18 protein-coding genes and 1 tRNA gene are annotated in these 17,210 nt (G+C 71.5%); 11 read left to right on the forward strand and 8 right to left on the reverse strand.

Features of this window, described 5'->3' with window-relative positions:
* Positions 1–67 precede the first annotated feature (67 nt).
* From pstC to pstB, 3 genes are all read left to right on the forward strand, one after another.
* Positions 68–1,027 carry a phosphate ABC transporter permease subunit PstC gene (pstC, locus tag AC0VX4_RS00515; RefSeq protein ID WP_002856092.1) on the forward strand — a complete coding sequence of 320 codons (960 nt, stop codon included), beginning with the start codon at positions 68–70 and terminating at the stop codon, positions 1,025–1,027.
* Between the two features lies 1 nt (position 1,028).
* Positions 1,029–2,210 carry a phosphate ABC transporter permease PstA gene (gene pstA, locus AC0VX4_RS00520; RefSeq protein WP_036334630.1) on the forward strand — a complete coding sequence of 394 codons (1,182 nt, stop codon included), beginning with the start codon at positions 1,029–1,031 and terminating at the stop codon, positions 2,208–2,210.
* A gap of 85 nt (positions 2,211–2,295) precedes the next feature.
* On the forward strand, positions 2,296–3,075 hold the full coding sequence (pstB, locus tag AC0VX4_RS00525; RefSeq protein ID WP_002856095.1) for a phosphate ABC transporter ATP-binding protein PstB: 780 nt from the start codon (positions 2,296–2,298) through the stop codon (positions 3,073–3,075).
* Between the two features lie 92 nt (positions 3,076–3,167).
* Here the strand turns inward: pstB and AC0VX4_RS00530 are convergent, their stop codons facing one another.
* The 3 genes from AC0VX4_RS00530 to AC0VX4_RS00540 form a co-directional block, all read right to left on the reverse strand.
* Complete coding sequence (locus AC0VX4_RS00530) at positions 3,168–4,193, reverse strand: inorganic phosphate transporter (protein WP_060774555.1); 1,026 nt, start codon at positions 4,191–4,193, stop codon at positions 3,168–3,170.
* A 15-nt stretch (positions 4,194–4,208) separates the two neighbouring features.
* Positions 4,209–4,835: a hypothetical protein gene (locus AC0VX4_RS00535; protein ID WP_227448974.1), complete on the reverse strand. Its 627-nt coding sequence runs from the start codon at positions 4,833–4,835 to the stop codon at positions 4,209–4,211.
* A 139-nt stretch (positions 4,836–4,974) separates the two neighbouring features.
* Positions 4,975–5,649 (reverse strand): hypothetical protein, encoded by a 675-nt coding sequence (locus tag AC0VX4_RS00540; protein WP_475464449.1) that lies wholly within the window; start codon positions 5,647–5,649, stop codon positions 4,975–4,977.
* A 158-nt stretch (positions 5,650–5,807) separates the two neighbouring features.
* Between AC0VX4_RS00540 and AC0VX4_RS00545 the strand changes: the two genes are divergently transcribed.
* Positions 5,808–5,880, forward strand: a tRNA-Lys gene (locus tag AC0VX4_RS00545).
* A gap of 92 nt (positions 5,881–5,972) precedes the next feature.
* On the opposite strand, the gene AC0VX4_RS00550 is transcribed toward AC0VX4_RS00545, so the two are convergent.
* Positions 5,973–6,671, reverse strand: a complete 699-nt coding sequence (locus AC0VX4_RS00550) for a hypothetical protein (RefSeq protein ID WP_145033046.1) — start codon at positions 6,669–6,671, stop codon at positions 5,973–5,975.
* Between the two features lie 374 nt (positions 6,672–7,045).
* Between AC0VX4_RS00550 and AC0VX4_RS00555 the strand changes: the two genes are divergently transcribed.
* A complete protein-coding gene (locus AC0VX4_RS00555) occupies positions 7,046–7,783 on the forward strand; it encodes a hypothetical protein (RefSeq protein WP_186321692.1) in 738 nt (245 codons plus the stop codon).
* A 53-nt stretch (positions 7,784–7,836) separates the two neighbouring features.
* Here the strand turns inward: AC0VX4_RS00555 and AC0VX4_RS00560 are convergent, their stop codons facing one another.
* The 3 genes from AC0VX4_RS00560 to AC0VX4_RS00570 are packed head-to-tail and all read right to left on the reverse strand — an operon-like array spanning position 7,837 to position 8,911.
* Positions 7,837–8,187: a DUF2283 domain-containing protein gene (locus tag AC0VX4_RS00560; RefSeq protein WP_145033043.1), complete on the reverse strand. Its 351-nt coding sequence runs from the start codon at positions 8,185–8,187 to the stop codon at positions 7,837–7,839.
* A gap of 44 nt (positions 8,188–8,231) precedes the next feature.
* On the reverse strand, positions 8,232–8,477 hold the full coding sequence (locus AC0VX4_RS00565) for a DUF4258 domain-containing protein (protein ID WP_145033041.1): 246 nt from the start codon (positions 8,475–8,477) through the stop codon (positions 8,232–8,234).
* A gap of 8 nt (positions 8,478–8,485) precedes the next feature.
* Positions 8,486–8,911, reverse strand: coding sequence for a hypothetical protein (locus AC0VX4_RS00570; protein ID WP_145033039.1), 426 nt, complete (start codon positions 8,909–8,911; stop codon positions 8,486–8,488).
* 295 nt (positions 8,912–9,206) lie between these two features.
* Here AC0VX4_RS00570 and AC0VX4_RS00575 point away from each other — a divergent pair, with 295 nt between their 5' ends.
* Both AC0VX4_RS00575 and AC0VX4_RS00580 read left to right on the forward strand, forming a co-directional pair.
* Positions 9,207–9,932: an alpha/beta hydrolase gene (locus tag AC0VX4_RS00575; RefSeq protein WP_145033037.1), complete on the forward strand. Its 726-nt coding sequence runs from the start codon at positions 9,207–9,209 to the stop codon at positions 9,930–9,932.
* Between the two features lie 33 nt (positions 9,933–9,965).
* Positions 9,966–10,835: a hypothetical protein gene (locus AC0VX4_RS00580; RefSeq protein ID WP_145033034.1), complete on the forward strand. Its 870-nt coding sequence runs from the start codon at positions 9,966–9,968 to the stop codon at positions 10,833–10,835.
* A gap of 105 nt (positions 10,836–10,940) precedes the next feature.
* Here the strand turns inward: AC0VX4_RS00580 and AC0VX4_RS00585 are convergent, their stop codons facing one another.
* On the reverse strand, positions 10,941–12,218 hold the full coding sequence (locus AC0VX4_RS00585) for a DUF445 domain-containing protein (RefSeq protein ID WP_144825045.1): 1,278 nt from the start codon (positions 12,216–12,218) through the stop codon (positions 10,941–10,943).
* Between the two features lie 100 nt (positions 12,219–12,318).
* On the opposite strand from AC0VX4_RS00585, the gene AC0VX4_RS00590 reads away from it, so the two are divergent.
* The 4 genes from AC0VX4_RS00590 to AC0VX4_RS00605 all read left to right on the forward strand — a co-directional run bounded on the left by AC0VX4_RS00590 (position 12,319) and on the right by AC0VX4_RS00605 (position 17,209).
* A complete protein-coding gene (locus AC0VX4_RS00590; protein WP_060774557.1) occupies positions 12,319–13,242 on the forward strand; it encodes a glycerophosphodiester phosphodiesterase in 924 nt (307 codons plus the stop codon).
* Between the two features lie 154 nt (positions 13,243–13,396).
* Complete coding sequence (locus AC0VX4_RS00595; RefSeq protein WP_475464450.1) at positions 13,397–15,079, forward strand: ABC transporter substrate-binding protein; 1,683 nt, start codon at positions 13,397–13,399, stop codon at positions 15,077–15,079.
* Between the two features lie 136 nt (positions 15,080–15,215).
* The gene (locus AC0VX4_RS00600; protein WP_002856116.1) at positions 15,216–16,220 is read left to right on the forward strand and encodes an ABC transporter permease; all 1,005 of its coding nucleotides are present in this window, start codon (positions 15,216–15,218) and stop codon (positions 16,218–16,220) included.
* Positions 16,217–17,209 carry an ABC transporter permease gene (locus tag AC0VX4_RS00605; protein WP_049158139.1) on the forward strand — a complete coding sequence of 331 codons (993 nt, stop codon included), beginning with the start codon at positions 16,217–16,219 and terminating at the stop codon, positions 17,207–17,209. The genes AC0VX4_RS00600 and AC0VX4_RS00605 overlap by 4 nt, the downstream gene beginning before the upstream one ends.
* Position 17,210: the final 1 nt, after the last annotated feature.

The following is a 17,210-nucleotide window of genomic DNA, read 5'->3' on the forward strand; positions in this document are numbered from 1 at the left end:
CCGCCTCCGGGCACCGTCCCGCACGGCCCATCCCCGCCCACTGACCCCGCAATCGAGGGAAAGCACCGTGACCTCACCTGCCGTCGAGACGACCAAGGGCTCGTCCACGTCGCTGCGCGGCTCGCGTCGCGGCACCGCCGGAGACAGCATCTTCTCCGGCTTCGCCCTGGCGTCCGCCGTCCTGATCCTTCTCGTCCTCGCCTTCGTGGCCATCTTCCTGGTGGGGGAGGCATGGCCGGCCATCAAGCCAGGCGCCGAGCTCGAGTCCGCCGACTCCTTCTTCCAGTACGTCTGGCCGCTCATGGCCGGCACGGTCATGGCCGCCATCATCGCGCTGCTGCTGGCCACCCCGGTCGCCGTCGGCGTCGCGCTGTTCATCTCGCACTACGCCCCTCGGCGCATCGCCCAGCCGGTCGGCTTCGTCATCGACCTGCTGGCCGCCATCCCGTCGGTGGTCTACGGCGTGTGGGGGTGGCTGACCCTGGCGCCGCTCATGGTGCCGATCTACGCCTGGCTCAACAAGTACCTCGGCTTCATCCCGTTCTTCTCCGGCAGTGCCAGCACCACCGGCCGCACGCTGCTGACGTCCGGCGTCGTGCTCGCGGTCATGGTGCTGCCGATCATCACCGCGCTCTGCCGCGAGATCTTCACGCAGACCCCGAAGCTGCACGAGGAGGCCGCGCTCGGCCTCGGCGCCACGCGCTGGGAGATGATCAAGATGACCGTCTTCCCGTTCGCCCGCGCCGGCATCGTCTCCTCGATCATGCTCGGCCTGGGCCGCGCGCTGGGCGAGACCATGGCCGTGACCATGGTGCTCTCGGGCGGCGTGTTCGCCTGGTCGCTCGTCGAGTCGGGCAAAAACCAGACGATCCCGTCGGAGATCGCCCTGAACTTCCCGGAGGCCTTCGGCATGCGCCTCCACGAGCTGATCGCCGCGGGCCTCATGCTCTTCGTCATCACCCTCGCGGTGAACATGATCGCCCGAGCGATCGTGAACAAGCACAAGGAATTCTCGGGGGCCAACTGACATGAGCACCACAGCAACCACCACGCGCCCCGAGGGGGGCCTGCAGAGCCCGCGGACGAACTCGCTGACCAGCGGTCAGATGCCGGGCTGGACCTGGATGGTCGTCGCGGCCGGGGCCATCGTCCTCGGCGCGCTCATCACCTTGCTGCTCGCGGACGGCTTCAACGTCGCCGGGTTCCTCGTCATCACCGCCGTCCTGTTCGTGATCGGCATGTACGTGGCCACTCGCGTGCTGGAGAACCGTCGGCGCGCCACGGACGGCCTGTGGCGGCACCTCGTGTGGCTCGCCTTCCTGATCGCCCTGGCCCCGCTGATCTCGGTCCTCTGGTCCGTGATCGCCACCGGCCTGCCGACGCTGATCTCCAACCCGCACCTGATCGCGTACGACATGAAGGGCGTCACCGGCGTCGCCGACGCCAACTGGGTCGAGGCGGGCATGCCCGCCGGCGACCTGCCCGGCGGCTTCGGCCACGCCCTCCTCGGCACCGTGCTCATCACGCTGATCGCGACGCTGATCTCCGTGCCGATCGGCATGCTCACCTCCATCTACCTGGTGGAGTACGGCCGCGGTGGCTGGTTCTCCCGCGCCATCGTGTTCTTCGTGGACGTGATGACCGGCATCCCCTCGATCGTGGCCGGTCTCTTCGCCTACGCCGCGGTCTCGTGGGTCCTCACGCTCACGATGGGCAGCCAGTCGAAGGCGTTGCAGACGGTCCAGATGGGCTTCAGCGCCGCGATTGCCCTCTCCGTGCTGATGATCCCCGTGGTCGTCCGTTCCACCGAGGAGATGCTCCGCGTGGTGCCGAACGAGCTCCGCGAGGGCGCCTACGCCCTGGGCGTGCGCAAGTGGCAGACCATCGCCAAGGTGGTCCTGCCCACCGCGATCTCCGGCATCGCCTCCGGCGTGACGCTGGCCATCGCGCGCGTCGCCGGCGAGACCGCGCCGATCCTCGTGACGGCCGGCTTCGCCCAGAGCGTCAACTGGAACCCGTTCGACGACTGGATGACGGCGCTGCCGGTGTACATCTACCGTCAGCTGGTCTCGCCGCTCTCCCCGACCGCGGCGGATCCGTCCACGGCCCGCGCCTGGGCCGCGGCCCTGCTCCTCGTCTTCATCGTCATGATGCTGAACCTGGCCGCCCGTCTGATCGCCCGGGCCTTCGCCCCGAAGACCGGCCGCTGACCATCGGCCGCCCCGGCCCACGCCGGGGCGGCCACCCCTCGCAGACTCTCCCGCTCCCCAGCGACTCCAGAAGGAACCCCGCCTCATGTCCAAGCGCATCCAGGCCATCGACGTCGATGTCTTCTACGGCAAGTTCAAGGCCGTCGAGGGCGTCAACATCGACATCGCCCCCCGCTCCGTCACCGCCTTCATCGGCCCCTCCGGCTGCGGCAAGACCACCTTCCTGCGCAGCATCAACCGCATGCACGAGGTGCTCCCCGGCGCCACCGTGGACGGCCAGCTCCTGCTCGACGGCGAGGACATCTACGGGCACGGTGTGGACCCGGTCCGCGTCCGCTCCCAGATCGGCATGGTCTTCCAGCGCCCGAACCCGTTCCCCACGATGTCCATCCGCGACAACGTGCTGGCCGGCTACAAGCTCAACGGCACCCGCCTGAACAAGTCCCGTGCGGACGAGCTCGTGGAGAAGTCCCTGCGCGGCGCCAACCTGTGGAACGAGGTCAAGGACCGCCTCGACAAGCCCGGCTCCGGCCTCTCCGGCGGCCAGCAGCAGCGTCTGTGCATCGCCCGCTCCATCGCGGTGCAGCCCGACGTGATCCTCATGGACGAGCCCTGCTCCGCGCTCGACCCGATCTCCACCCTCGCCGTCGAGGACCTGATCAACGAGCTCAAGGAGGAGTACACGGTCATCATCGTCACGCACAACATGCAGCAGGCCGCGCGCGTGGCGGACAAGACCGCGTTCTTCAACATCCAGGGCGTCGGCAAGCCCGGCAAGCTGATCGAGTACGACGACACCGACGTCATCTTCAACAACCCCTCGAGCCAGCAGACCGAGGACTACGTCTCCGGCCGTTTCGGCTGAGCCGCCCCGCGCTCCGTCCCCGACCCCGTCCGGCCGCACGCCGGGCGGGGTCGCGGCGTCTGCGGGGCCGGGCGTCGTCGTCGGGCGCGGCCTCAGGCCAGCGGGAGGAGGGCCAGGGTGCCGAGGAGGCCGAGGAGCGCGCAGGCCACCGGCGTGAGCAGCCACCAGCCGACCACGCGCAGCACGGTGGGCCAGCGCACGGACGCGTAGGTCTGCGTCTGGCCGGCGCCCACGATGGCCGCCGTCGCCGTGTGGGTGGAGGACAGGGGCAGGTGGAACACCAGGGATCCGACGAACAGCAGGCCCGCGGGGATGACGGCGGCCACGGACGCCCGCAGGGGGTCGAGGCGCACGAGACGCTCGGTGAGGGTCCAGGCGATCCGCCAGGCGCCGCCCAGCGTGCCGAGCCCGACCGCGAACGCGAACAGGAACGCGCCCCCCACGAACTCGGCCGTCAGGGCGTCCGGCGCCAGGACGGACCCGGACCCCACCAGCACGGCGGCCCACAGCACCCCCATGCGCTGACCGGCCTGCAGGCCGTGGCCCATGGCCATGGCGCTGGCGGAGATGCCCAACGCGACGCGGGCCCGGTGTTGGACGTTGACCGTGGTGCCCCGGGTGGCGAGCCGCATGGCGGGGGCGGTGAGCAGGCGGGCGAGCGCCCACGCGATCAGGGGCGAGAGCAGCAGGCTGAGCAGCACCTCGGCGCGGACGAGGTCGAAGATGGTGTGGGCGACGTCGATGTGCAGGCTCAGGCGCACGGCGAGGTGGCTGCCCGCCAGCGCGGAGATCAGCGCGTGCGTGCTGGAGCCGGGCAGGCGCCGCCACCACAGCAGCAGACCCCACACGAGGGTCACCGCGCAGGACACGCCCACGGCCAGGGGGCCGATCTCGCTGCGCACCGCGGGCGAGGTGAAGTAGTGCACGCTCAGCGTGATGAACCCGATGCCCAGCAGGGCGCCCACGGTGTTGACCGCCCCGGTCAGGAGGAGGGCCCCGCGTGGGGTCAGCGCCCGGTACCGGACAGGCAGCGCCGCGGCGTTGGGGGCGTCGCGGAACCCCATCAGCGCGCCGACGGCGCACAGCAGCACGAGGACGACGGCGAGCCCCGCGGTCACGGCGCCTCCACCGGCTCAGGACTCACGGACAAGCACCATGCCCAGGTCCATGTTCACGCGGGAGAGGGCCTCGAGCGCCGCGTGCAGCGCCCAGGCGACCTCGCGCTGGCGGTTGTAGTCGCGCTGCAGCAGGTCCATGCCGAGGTCGGCGAGCCACTCGACCATGATCCGCTCCGTGCGGCGGGAGGCGCGCAGCAGCTGCATCCACGTGGCCTCCAGGGCATCGAGGTCGCGCACCTCGGCGGCGCCGCGGGCGAGCAGCTCGGCCTGCCGCCCCACGGTCTCGAGGACGTCGAGGGCGTGCGTCGGCAGCTCCTCCAGGTCGGCCCGCTGGATCAGCACGCCCGCCGACACGACGCGCCGGGTGGTCGCGTGCACGCCGCTGGCCAGCCGGTAGAGGTCCTGACGAGGCAGCGGAGTCACGTAGGCGCTGCGCAGCGCGGTGAGGAAGGCCATGAGGGTGGCGCTCGAGGACGAGTCGAGCTCCTCGAGCTCACGGGCGGCACGGTCCGCCTCGGGGCCCCGCGTCCCTGCGACCTGGGCCACCAGATGCACGGACCGGTGCAGGGCCTCGGCGAGGTCCGCCATGTGGCGCAGCGCCGGGGTGTCGCGCGTGACGAGCCAGGGCATGCGGGGGGACATGGGCAGCGGTCGCTCTCTCGTCGACGGGTGGCGAAGGGGTCGACGACGACGCCGGACCGGGAACGCCTCTCGGCGGAAGGCCGCTCGCAGCGGCTATGTGTTGGAGCCCGGGGTTACCAGCGGCCCGGCGCCGTCCCCATCAGTCTAGCGATCCGTCCCGAAACGCTCGACCCGCCGCCTCCAGGGCGTCGGCGGTGCTGACCAGGCGCGCGGCCCGGCGGGTGAGGGCGGCGGCGCGGTCCGGGGCGGCGGCCTCGGAGCCCTCGGCGTGCTCGACCTGGCCCAGGGCCACGACGCGGGCGTAGGCCGCGGCGCGCTCGAACGCGACGTCGATCTCGGAGCGGTAGGCGCCCGTGAGGATCGTGTCCGTGAGGCGGCGCAGCTCGGCCGGCCCCGGCGGCTCGACGGCGCCCGCCACGACGCGCGAGGCGTAGGCGGCGTGCCCGGCGCGGTACCAGGCGGCCCAGCGTTCGCCGTCGCGGGCCGTCGCCTCCTGGAGCACGTACAGGCGCCACAGGGCGCCGGCGAGCGAGACGGGCGGAACGTCCGCCCACAGCTCGGCGAGCGTCTCGACGCCCAGCTCGCGGACCAGCCCGACCAGCCGCTCGACGATGGCCGGGTCCTCCTCCGCGCGGCCGCCGGCCACGAGGGCGTGGGCCAGGCGCGAGGCCGCCGCGGCCACTTCCTGCGGGTCTTCGCCGCCGGCGAAGTGCGTGAGCTCCTGCGGCTCCGAGAGGCGGGGCCGGTGCGGGCGCAGCACACCCGAGGCGCTCGAGCTGGCGCCGCGGCCGGCGGGCAGGCGGTGACGTGCCATGGGCGGGCTCCCTTCGAGGGCGCATCGGGGTGGGGATGTGGTCGCCGGAGGCGGCGGCCCCGTCCACGGTAGTGCCCCGGACGCCTGGGCTACCATCGGAGGGCACCCGCAAGGGTCGCCGTCGTCGGCCGCACGCCGTCGTCGTCGGCCGCGGGTGGGGGCCTTTAGCTCAGCTGGCAGAGCATCGGACTTTTAATCCGCCGGTCGCGGGTTCGATCCCCGCAGGGCCCACCCGAGAGCGGCCCCTGACCAGGCATGACGCCTGGTCAGGGGCCGTCTCTATTGTGGGCCGGGGGCTACGATCCACGCGAAACCCACCCGATTCACTCTGACGGGCGATCGCCTTCCGTGGGCTCCGCCGGGAGAATCTTGCCGGAAGCCCACGCGGCGATGGCGACCCCCTCCATGGTCCTAGACGCCAGATTCCATAGCCAGTTCACCAATGAGGGGTCGGGGGCGCCTACGGCAACCATCACTGCCATGGCGAACCAGGCCACGGTTACCGCTGCAAACACTCCCCTGCGAACGTCCTCGCGGGATATCTCACCTGCCCCCTCCGGCGGGACGGCGGCGACGACCAGGTCGGCTACGGCTGTCAGGTCTTCGTTACTGGCCCCGGCTTGATCGACCGCGCCTGCGAGGTCCGTGTCCTCGGAAATTGCCCGCCCGACCGCCGCGAGTGCTGACAGGTCCAGTTGTCCAATCGGAATGCGAGTCTTGTGTTGAAACTGTGCCAGTACGTCCGTTGCCGCTCGCAGGCTCGGGGCGAGTTGTCGGTTCACCTGAGCGGTCACCTCGGCCATGGCTTCGAGGCTCGGGGCGAGTTGTCGGTTCACCCCCTGGATGACTTCGGCAAGTTGGCCGAGGGTGTCAGAAGGAAGTGAGGGGACCGGTACTTGAAAGGTCCCCTCCCAGGAACCTGTCGCTTGGCGGGCCGCTTCGCGGATCGATTGAACTGCCCGACGAAGCTCCTCCGACGACACTCCGAAGTCGCCGTCGTCGGGAAACGCTGTAGTGGTCATGATTGATTCTCTCCGTCCGATTCCCAGAATCCAGCCAGTACGGCTGTCATGCCCGTTGCTTTCGGCGCCTTGGCCCGGTAGTGCGGCCGCGTGACGGCCTCCCCGGAGTGGCCCAGGTACGTCGATGCCACAGCCAGGCACGCCGCATTCGCCAAGCGCGTGACCACAGTCCTATGGAACGTGTGCGGGGTGGCCCATCCGAATCCGATGACCTCACGCGCCGTCCGCCCCTGCTTCCGGTAGTTAGACGGGTCCCGGGCGGTAGCCGCGACCGAGGGGAACACCATCGGAGACAGCATGCCAAGGTCCATGGACCGCCCCCAGCAGCGCCGGAGCAAGTCCGCCGTGTACGTCTGGGGGGTGGCCAGCTTGGGGTGACCCTGACGCGCCGCGCCCCGGCGGCCCGCCACCACGACGGCGCCCGTGATGGCCACGTTCCGCGCGTCCACGACATCCGGGAGGTCGTCCGGGCGCCGCCGCTGTCCGTTCGCAGGCGGTTCCGACTGCCATGCCGCCAGGAGGATGCGCACGACGCCCATGCCCACCAGGACCCCGACCTCGCCCAAGACGCCCTGGACCGCCACCGCCAGGACCGCGAGGCCGTCGTCCGCACCCCTTACGCCCAGGCCCTCCGCCCGATCCGCGAGGACTACGACCGGGCGGCCCGCCTGAACGCCAAGGCCCTGGCCAAGTTCCCGACGCCCACCGGCTCCACCGCCGACGTCTGGCGGCGCGTGGAGATGCGCCTGGACGCGGGCGCCACCCTGGATCAGATCGTGGCCACGGCCGACGTTCCGACCCTCCAGGCCGGCCGGGGGTGGGTGCCCACGTGGCTGGCCGTGAACGGCGGGGACCCGGCCGCCGCCCCCACCCTGGGGGACCGCCTGGACCGGGCCACCCTGGACCGCTACGCCGACATTACCGAGGACGCGGACATGGCCGCCGCCCTGGCCAAGGCCCCCGCGCTGGCGGGCCTGGCCGTGACCCTGGCCGACGCCGAGGCTGAGGCCGACGGCGCACCCGGCGCCGGGGGACTGGCGGGCGCCGTGGCCGCGGCCTTGGCCGAGCGTGAGGCCGCTCGCGGGAATGTGGACCCCGGCGCCACTGTCTGACAACAGCAAAGCCCCGCGCCGTTCATCGGCGCGGGGCTTTGCGGGCGGCAGTCTCAGGCGGTCTCAAGGGTGCTTGAGGTGCGTCGAGACTTCCAAGTTGTCTGCGGGCGGAACCGCCCGTCACTGCCCGTGGACTGGGGGGCGTCCATGAGGCGCTCAAGTTCCTTGGCTGCGATAGCCAGGCAGGACCAGATGGCGCTGTCCCAGCCGTTCTCAGACACCATCTCGTCTACGGGGATGGAGCGCACAGGCCCAAACACCTCAAGGCCGTAGACGGTTCCGTCTGAGGCGAAATCAACTGCAAACAGGTCTCCGTAAGGGACCGTGCGGGCGACCTGGCCCTCCCCGAGGCGGACGTAGCCCAGGGCAAGGCCGCGGTCATAAGTGACTTCTCGGATCTCCATGTTGCTCTCTCCTCTTTTGTGGGGCAACGGCTCACGCCGAGCCCCTAGCACTCCCAGACTGACACGACGGTTACGGAACCGCCAGGGGGGCAGTCCTTTACGGGTGGCGTCGTGACCACTTCGATACGGCGGCCGTCGGGCAGTTCGACAAGGTGAACAACACGGCCCGGGAGTTGTCCTGGGCGCGTCTGGATAATCCTGTGAGGAGTAAGGACCTCGCGGACTTCCTGCGCGGTAATGCCTCGCTGACTCATCCGTTGGAGTGCGTGGCCCGAGAACGTGACGCCCATAGATCGCGTCAGTCGTCCGTCTCAGTGTACTCGGCTACCTCAAAGTACAGGTCGCGCACGACCTGCCCCTCCAGAATGACCTGCACCTGCTTCATGCCTGGAGACGCGAACGTCACTGGCAAGCCGACCGCGAACGTCATACCCGCTCGACCGCGATAAGGGGCGACGGCGTCGGCGGGATCTAGGGAGGTGACCATGATGACGGCCGGGTCCTCATGCGCCTTCCCAGCGTGGACCTCTACGGCGAAAGGGCCTCCATCCGCGGGGGCGCGGAAGCGACCCGCCACATAGATGGTGGTGCTGAACGGGACGACGGGGACGGCCAGCGAGGTGAAACTAGCCCCGACCGCCGTAAGGCTGTTGCCTTCAACTCGCGCGTATTCGGCCAAGAATGCGTAGTCGAGTTCAGGTCGTGAGATCGGCGCTGCATCCATGGGGCCAGGCTAGTCGGTGCCCACTCCGTATCCGGCGAGGTGCGGCGCCTGACTGTGAACCGCCCACCCTTTACTCACCCGAAACGTCCGGAAAGGACGTGCTTGGACAGGGGTAAGAGGAGATGGGGCGGGCCCGTGAACCGCAGAATCATGCGGCGGATGGGTAGACCTCTGAAGGGTCCAGGACCAGGCCCCGAGAATCCGCCGGTCGCGGGTTCGATCCCCGCAGGGCCCACCCGAGAGCGGCCCCTGGCCCGGCATGATGCCGAGTCAGGGCCCTCCCTAGGATGGAGCCATGAGCCCCACGCCCACACCAGTCACCGAGACGATCAGTTCCGGCCACAGCGTGGTGTGGTCGCGCCCGCCGGCGGAGCGCGCGGGCACGGACCTGGTGCTCGTGTTCCACGGCTACGGCTCCAACGAGGTCCGCGCGGCGCGCCGCCACTTCCCGATGCTCCCGGAGCGGTGCACCGGCCTGGCGGTGCGCGGCGGCTTCGAGATCGACGAGACGGCGTCCGAAGGCCCGGGCGACCCCGGCGCGCACGGCTGGTTCCTGCTCGACCTGCTGCTCCAGTCCGACTTCGCCCAGGTGCTCGCCGCCGCCCACCGCGTGTTCGACGTGCTCTCCGCCGAGGAGGTCGTGGTGGCCGGCTTCCGCACCGTCTCGGTGCTCGGCTTCTCCCAGGGCATGGCCATGGCGACGACTGTCCTGCGCCTGCGCCCCGAGGCGTTCACCTGCGGTGTGGGCCTGAGCGGCTTCGCCGTCGACAACGAGCTGCTGGCCATGCTTGACTCCCCGGCCGAGGGACCGGGCCCGCGCCCGTTCTTCTGGGGCCGGGACGCCGAGGACCCCGTGATCCATCCGGACGCCGTCGCCCACACCCGCGCGTGGGCCGAGGAGCACACCCGCCTGACCGTGCGCACCTACCCCGGGATCCTGCATGGGACCGGCCCCGACGAGGTCCGTGACGTGCGCATCTTCCTCGAGCATTCCCTGCGCGCGGCGACGCCCGGGTCCTGACCGCGGGGATCGCGCGCCGATACTCTGGCGCGCATGGCAAAGAACTCGACGATCGGCCGGTACGCGTCCGGGAAGGTGAAGGACTTCGCGCTGAAGTCGGCACTCGATGAGAACGGCGAGCCCACGGAGGGCTTCGAGAAGGCCCTCTCCACGGTGTTGGCGGTCCAGCGCCCCCTGGTCCTGAAGAACATCCAGCGCATGGCGGCGAAGCACCCGGGGGAGAGCCCGGAGCGTCTCGCCGAGCGGCTCGGGCAGCAGTACCTGACCACCGTCACGGGGGCCGGTGCCGCCGTGGGCGGCACCGCGATCGTCCCGGGCATCGGCACCGTGGCCGCGCTCGGCCTGTCCGGTGTCGCGGTCGCCGGCTTCATGGAGGCCACCGCCCTCTACGCGCAGTCCCTCGCCGAGCTGCACGGCATCACCACGCAGGACCCGCAGCGCGCCCAGGCCCTCGTCATGGGCCTCATGCTCGGCGACGACGCCAAGGAGCTGCTCCGCGAGGCCGCCGCCAAGGCCGGCCGTCCCTACGACCCGCAGTCCAGCCTCAACGCGCTCGCGGGCACCGCATCGGGCACCGGCATCAGCGCGTTCGTGGTGGATCGCCTCAAGAGGACGTTCATGCGCAAGATGCGCCTGCGGCAGGGTGCCGGCTTCGTGGGCCGCGCCGTGCCGTTCGGCGTGGGCGCCGTGATCGGCGGCGTGGGCAACCGCGCCATGGGCAAGGCCGTGATGGAGAACGCCGCGGAGCTCTTCAGCCCCCTGCCGATGGTGATCCCCGGCGAGATCCGCGAGGGCGCCGCACAGGGGCGCGCCGATGGCACCAAGGACGACGGCGGCGTCTTCGGTGCGATCCGTCGCGCCCTGCCCGGCGGCAAGGACGAGAAGGACAAGCCCGCCGCCTGACGGCCTCGTCCCCGCGCTTTCGAACGTGAGAGAGGCCCAATCTCACGTTCGAAAGCGCCCATTCGCCCCATTCCACGTTCGAAAGTGCGGGGCGGGAGCCGCGGCTCAGAGGAACAGCGTCGCCACCCCGTGGATCCCCAGGCCCGCGAGGGCGCCGACGATCGAGCCGTTGATGCGGATGAACTGCAGGTCCTTGCCCACGAACAGCTCGAGGGTGCGCGCGGTCTGCTCGCCGTCCCAGCGGGCGACCGTCTCCTCGATCACCCCGGTGAGCGCCGGGCCGTAGGAGCTCAGCGCATACGCGGCGGCGCGGCGGGCGTGGCCGTCCACGCGGTCGCGCAGCTCGGGGTCCTCCTGCAGGCGGGCGCCGAGGTCGCGCAGGGCGGCCACGAGCGCGCGGTGCAGGTCGGAGGACGGGTCCTCGAGCGCGCCCAGGAGCGAGTCCCGCAGGGAGACCCAGGCCCGCCCGGCCCACGCACGCAGCCGTTCGTCCGCGAACAGGTTCCGCTTGAACCGCTCCACCGAGGCGCGGGTGGCCGGCTCGTTCCGCATCTCGTCCGCGAGGCGGTCGAGCCAGTCGTCGACGGCGCGGCGGGCCTCGTGCTGCCGGTCGCGGCGGATGCCGGCGAGGTACTTGAGGGTCTCGGCGTGCAGTCGCTCGGCGAGGAGGCGGTCCACGAGGTCCGGGCTCCACTCGGGGGAGCGACGGCGCACCGTCTCGACGAACAGCTCGGGGTGGGCGGCCACCCAGTCCCCGGTGTGGGCGACCACGAGGTCCACCACGCGCTCGTGGTGGCGGCCGGCCACCACGTCCTCCAGCACGCCCGCGAGCGTGGGGGACCAGTCCGGGGCCACCATGTGGCGTTCCATCAGCTGGCGCAGCAGCTCCTGGACGGCGTCGTCGTCGGCCGCGGCCATGGCGCCCCGGGCCGCCGTCGCGATCTCCCGGGCGGTGCGGGCCGCGTTCTCCTCACGGCGCAGCCAGCCGCCGGCGGCCTCGGCCACCTTCAGTCCGTCGACCTTCTCGTGGGCGACCTCCGAGTCCAGGAAGTTCTCCTGCACGAACTCGGTCAGCGCGGCGCCGAGCTGGTCCTTCTTCCGCGGGATCAGGGCGGTGTGCGGCACGGGCACCCCCATCGGGTGGCGGAACAGCGCCGTGACCGCGAACCAGTCCGCCAGCGCGCCGACCATGCCGCCCTCCGCGGCGGCGCGCACGTAGCCCCACACCGGGTGGGTGTCCTGCAACGGGAACGCGACCACGAACACCACGGCCAGCAGGATGAGCAGCCCCAGGGCGACGGCCTTCATGCGCCGCAGGCCCGCCGCGCGTTCGAGGGCGCCGGCGCTGAGCAGCTGCTGGGCGGGGTCGGGGGAGAGGGACACGGGAGGCTCCTGATCGCGCGCACCGAATGGTCCCCACCAGTTAACCAGCCGGGCACCCTGCGGTGACGCGGCCGGCACACGCGCTCCCTAGCCTGGCGGCGTGCCCGCCCTCGTGATCGCCCACCGCGGTGCCTCCGCCGCTTTCCCCGAGCACACCCGCGCCGCCATGCTCCACGCCCTCGGCGTGGGCGCGGACGGTCTCGAATGCGACGTCCAGCTCACGCGGGACCGCGAGGTCGTCTGCTGGCACGACCCCACCGTGGACCGCACCTCGGACGGCCGCGGCGCCGTCGCGGACCACACGCTCGAGCGGCTGCGCGGCCTCGACGTCGTCTCGTGGCACGCCCGGCGTCCGGGGGGCGAGCCCACCACGACGACGGCGCCGCCCGCCGCGTACGGCGGCGCGGGGGAGCAGGTGCTCACCCTGGCCGACCTCCTGGCGATCGCGACGGCCGCGGACCGGCCGCTGCGTCTGGCCGTGGAGCTCAAGCACCCCTCCCCGTTCGGACATGAGCTCGAGGAGCGGGTGCTGCGGGAGCTGTTGCGGGCCGGCTGGGACCCGGAGACCGGCCGGGTGGGTCAGGTGCAGGTGTCTCTCATGAGCTTCCACCCGGACGCGCTGCGCCACGTGGCTCCGCTGGCCGGCACGGACCCCCTCTGCCCCCTGATGGACCTCCTGCCGACGGAGCTGCCGACCCGGCTCGCGCGGGGGCCACTGAGCCGGGCGGCGGTGCGCGCGGCGGCGCGCCAGTCGCTGGCCGGGTCCGAGGCGCTCGTCTGGCGCGGCCGGGCCGGGATGGCGGGGCCCTCCGTGGCCTACGTGCGGGAGCACCTGGCGGACGTGAAGGCCTGGCTGGCGGCGGGGCGGCGGCTGCGCGTGTGGACCGTCGACGAGCGCGAGGACGCCGAGTTCCTCCTCGCCCAGGGGGTGCAGGAGCTTACCACCAACCGTCCGGAGGACGTGCTGCGCTGGGTCCGCGAGCGAGCCTCCGCACGACGGGAGCAGGCGCCCACCGGGGCCTGAGGGTGCCGTGCCGCACGCGCAGACGCGGCCTGCGTTGCGTTCCTGCCCGCGCTTGTGCCTATAGTCACGTCCAAGACCGTGCTCCAGGTCACATCCGACGGTGCGGTCCCCTCGCACCCGCGTCTCGGCTGAGACCTCTCCCGGAGGAGCCCCCATGGCCACCCGTCTGCGTCACCGACTCCTGTCCGCCGCCGCGCTCACCGCGGCCGGCGCCCTGCTCGTCACCGGCTGCGCCCAGAGCCAGCGCGACGGCGGCGGCTCCGGCGGCTCGGGCGGGGGCGACGCCGCCCAGGTGGACGGCTCGTTCATCTTCGCCGCGTCCTCGGACCCGAAGACCCTGGACCCGGCCTTCGCCTCCGACGGCGAGACCTTCCGGGTCTCCCGCCAGATCTTCGAGGGCCTCGTGGGCACGAAGCCGGGCACCGCGGACCCCGCGCCGCTGCTGGCCGAGTCCTGGGAGTCCTCAGAGGACGGCCTCACGCACACCTTCACCCTGAAGGAGGGCGTGCGCTTCCACGACGGCGAGCCGTTCAACGGGGAGGCCGTGTGCGCCAACTTCGACCGCTGGTACAACTTCACGGGCATCCAGCAGTCGGAGACCCTCTCGTACTACTACGGCAAGCTGTTCCGCGGCTTCGCGGACAAGCCCGAGGACGCCGTCTACAAGGAGTGCGAGGCCACCGGCGAGCACGAGGCGAGGATCACGCTGGCGCAGCCGTTCGCGGGATTCATCCCCTCCCTGTCCCTGCCGGCCTTCGCCATGCAGTCGCCGAAGGCGCTCGAGGAGTACAAGGCGGACGAGGTGGGCGGCACCGCCGAGTCGCCGCAGCTGTCCGAGTACGCCCGGGCCCACCCCACCGGCACCGGCCCCTACAAGTTCGAGTCCTGGAGCGTGGGCGAGGACATCAAGCTCACCGCCAACGAGGACTACTGGGGCGAGGGCGGCGAGGTCACGGACATCACCTTCCGCGTGATCGACGACCCGGTGGCCCGCCGTCAGGCGCTCGAGGCCGGGGACATCGACGGCTATGACCTCGTGGCCCCCGCGGACACCGCGGCCCTGTCCGAGGCCGGCTTCAACGTGGTGGCCCGCGACCCGTTCACCATCCTCTACCTGGGCCTGAACCAGGAGAAGGAGGAGCTCCAGGACGTCCGGGTGCGCCAGGCGATCGCCCACGCGATCGACAAGGACGCCCTCATCGCGCAGACCCTCCCCGAGGGCACGGAGCCCGCCACCCAGTTCATCCCGAAGTCCGTGAACGGGTACAGCGAGGACGTCACCACGTACGAGCACGACCCCGCCAAGGCCAAGGCGCTGCTCGCCGAGGCCGGCTACCCGGACGGCTTCACGATCGACTTCAACTACCCCACGGGCGTCTCGCGCCCGTACATGCCGACCCCCGAGCAGGCGTTCTCCAACCTCTCGAGCCAGCTGGCCGAGGTGGGCATCACGGTGAACGCGAAGCCGGCCAAGTGGAGCCCGGACTACCTCGACCAGGTGCAGGGCTCCGCGGACCACGGCATCCACCTGCTCGGCTGGACCGGCGACTACAACGACACGGACAACTTCGTGGGCGTGTTCTTCGGCCAGGAGAAGCCCGAGTTCGGCTTCACCGACGAGGAGCTGTTCTCCGCCCTCGAGGAGGCCCGCCAGATCCCGACGCTCGAGGAGCAGACGCCGAAGTACCAGGAGATCAACGAGCAGATCTCCGAGATCGTCCCGGCGGTCCCGCTCGCCCACCCGGCCCCGTCGCTGGCCTTCGACAAGCGCGTGGCCTCCTACCCGGCGAGCCCGGTCAACGACGAGGTCTTCAACGAGATCGACCTGACCGAGTGAGCCCGGAGGGCCGGGGACGACCCGCCCCACCGGCGACGACGGCGCCGCGCCCCGGCGCCGTCGTCGCGGGCCCGCCCGCCACCGCCCGTCCCTCGCACCGACCGGCCCGGCCCCCGCGCCGGCATGGAGGCCCCTCGTGCTCAGACTCATCGGCAAGCGCCTGCTGCTGCTGATCCCCACCCTGTTCGGACTGTCCGTCCTGCTGTTCGTGTGGGTCCGCAGCCTGCCCGGCGGCCCCGCCACCGCCCTGCTCGGCGACCGCGCCACCCCCGAGGCCGTGGCCCGGGTGAACGCGGCGTACGGCTTCGACAAGCCCCTGCTCGAGCAGTACGTCACCTACATGGGGCGGCTGCTGCGCGGCGACTTCGGCACCTCGATCATGACGAATCGGTCCGTGGTCGAGGAGTTCGCGGACCGCTTCCCGGCCACGCTGGAGCTCTCGATCTTCGCGATCGTGTTCGCGGTGGTCATCGGCATCCCGCTCGGCTACTGGGCCGCCCGCCATGTGGGCCGGTGGCAGGACGACGTCGCCGTCGTGCTGTCCCTGATCGGCGTGGTGGTGCCCGTGTTCTTCCTGGCGTTCATCCTCAAGTGGGTGTTCGCGGTGAAGCTGGGCTGGCTGCCCACGGACGGCCGGCAGGACCCGCGGATCGACGCCACCCACTACACGAACTTCTACGTGTGGGACGGCATCATCACCGCCGAGTGGGACGCGGCCCTGAACGCGTTGACCCACCTGGTGCTGCCCGGCATCGCGCTGGGCACCATCCCGCTGGCGATCATCGCGCGCATCACCCGCGCCTCCGTGCTGGACGTGCAGGACGCGGACTTCGTGCGCACGGCCCGTGCCAAGGGCCTGGCCCCGCGCCTGATCCGGGACCGGTTCATCATGCGCAACGCCCTGCTGCCGGTGAGCACCACGCTCGGCCTGCAGCTGGGCCTGCTGATCTCCGGGGCGGTGCTCACCGAGACGGTGTTCGCGTTCAACGGGATCGGCCGGTTCCTCGCCCAGGCGATCTTCCAGCTCGACTTCCCGGTGCTGCAGGGCTTCATCATCTTCATCGCCCTGCTCTACTCGCTGATCAACCTGGTCGTGGACGTCTCCTACGGCCTCATCGACCCGAGGGTGCGTGTCTCATGAGCGTGAACCTGCCCCCCAGCCCCGGCGGCGGACCCACCGAGCACGCCGTCGACCACGCGCTGGCGCCCGTCGAGGCCGGGGCCACCCAGGCGACCACCGAGGCCGCCGCGGACGCACGCGGCACCTCCGTGTGGGGCGCCGCGTTCCAGCGGCTGCGCCGCAACCCGGCGGCGATCGCCGGCGCCGTGATCGTGCTGCTCTTCGTGCTCGTGGCCGTCCTCGCCCCGGTGCTGGCCCCGTACGCGGGCACGGCCACGCCCGGCATGCGCGAGATCCGCCCCACCCACGTGCCCGGCCCCGGCGAGGTGGCCGGCTACCCGCTGGGCCTGGACCGCTTCGGCGGGGACGTGCTCTCCAAGCTGATCTGGGGCGCGCAGGCCTCGCTGCTCATCGGCGTCATCTCGACGGCGTTCGGCCTGGTCGGTGGCATGCTGCTCGGCCTGCTGGCCGGCACGTTCGGCGGTTGGGTGGACTCCGTGGTGATGCGCGTGGTGGACATCCTGCTCTCGGTGCCGAATCTGCTGCTGGCGGTGTCCATCGCGGCGATCCTCGGGCAGACCCCGTTCGCGGTGATGATCGCGATCGGGGTGGCGCAGGTGCCCGTGTTCGCGCGGCTGCTTCGGTCCTCGATGCTCACGCAGAAGGGGTCGGACTACGTGCTCGCGGCGCAGACCCTCGGCCTCTCGCGCGGGCGGATCACGATGTCCCATGTGCTGCCGAACTCGCTGGGCCCCGTGATCGTGCAGGCCACGCTCACCCTGGCCACGGCCGTGATCGACGCGGCCGCCCTGTCCTTCCTCGGCCTCGGCGGCGGCCGCCCCGAGACCGCCGAGTGGGGCCGCATGCTCACCTACGCGCAGGCCGAGCTGGGCATCAACCCGTGGCTCGCGTTCCTGCCCGGCCTGTGCATCGCCATCACCGCGCTCGGCTTCACCCTGCTGGGCGAGTCCCTGCGCGAGGCCCTCGACCCGACCTCCCGGAGGCGCTGAC

Source organism: Micrococcus sp. 63XJN7_8_ISO-PGPR-S23-253 (assembly GCF_056173425.1).

Excerpts from the sequence above, each read along its gene's own strand:
- pstA (WP_036334630.1), top strand. The coding sequence starts at position 1,029 with ATGAGCACCACAGCAACCACCACGCGCCCCGAGGGGGGCCTGCAGAGC.
- pstB (WP_002856095.1), top strand. The coding sequence starts at position 2,296 with ATGTCCAAGCGCATCCAGGCCATCGACGTCGATGTCTTCTACGGCAAG.
- AC0VX4_RS00535 (WP_227448974.1), bottom strand. The coding sequence starts at position 4,835 with ATGTCCCCCCGCATGCCCTGGCTCGTCACGCGCGACACCCCGGCGCTG.
- AC0VX4_RS00540 (WP_475464449.1), bottom strand. The coding sequence starts at position 5,649 with ATGGCACGTCACCGCCTGCCCGCCGGCCGCGGCGCCAGCTCGAGCGCC.
- AC0VX4_RS00550 (WP_145033046.1), bottom strand. The coding sequence starts at position 6,671 with ATGACCACTACAGCGTTTCCCGACGACGGCGACTTCGGAGTGTCGTCG.
- AC0VX4_RS00560 (WP_145033043.1), bottom strand. The coding sequence starts at position 8,187 with ATGGAGATCCGAGAAGTCACTTATGACCGCGGCCTTGCCCTGGGCTAC.
- AC0VX4_RS00565 (WP_145033041.1), bottom strand. The coding sequence starts at position 8,477 with ATGGGCGTCACGTTCTCGGGCCACGCACTCCAACGGATGAGTCAGCGA.
- AC0VX4_RS00570 (WP_145033039.1), bottom strand. The coding sequence starts at position 8,911 with ATGGATGCAGCGCCGATCTCACGACCTGAACTCGACTACGCATTCTTG.
- AC0VX4_RS00575 (WP_145033037.1), top strand. The coding sequence starts at position 9,207 with ATGAGCCCCACGCCCACACCAGTCACCGAGACGATCAGTTCCGGCCAC.
- AC0VX4_RS00580 (WP_145033034.1), top strand. The coding sequence starts at position 9,966 with ATGGCAAAGAACTCGACGATCGGCCGGTACGCGTCCGGGAAGGTGAAG.
- AC0VX4_RS00595 (WP_475464450.1), top strand. The coding sequence starts at position 13,397 with ATGGCCACCCGTCTGCGTCACCGACTCCTGTCCGCCGCCGCGCTCACC.
- AC0VX4_RS00605 (WP_049158139.1), top strand. The coding sequence starts at position 16,217 with ATGAGCGTGAACCTGCCCCCCAGCCCCGGCGGCGGACCCACCGAGCAC.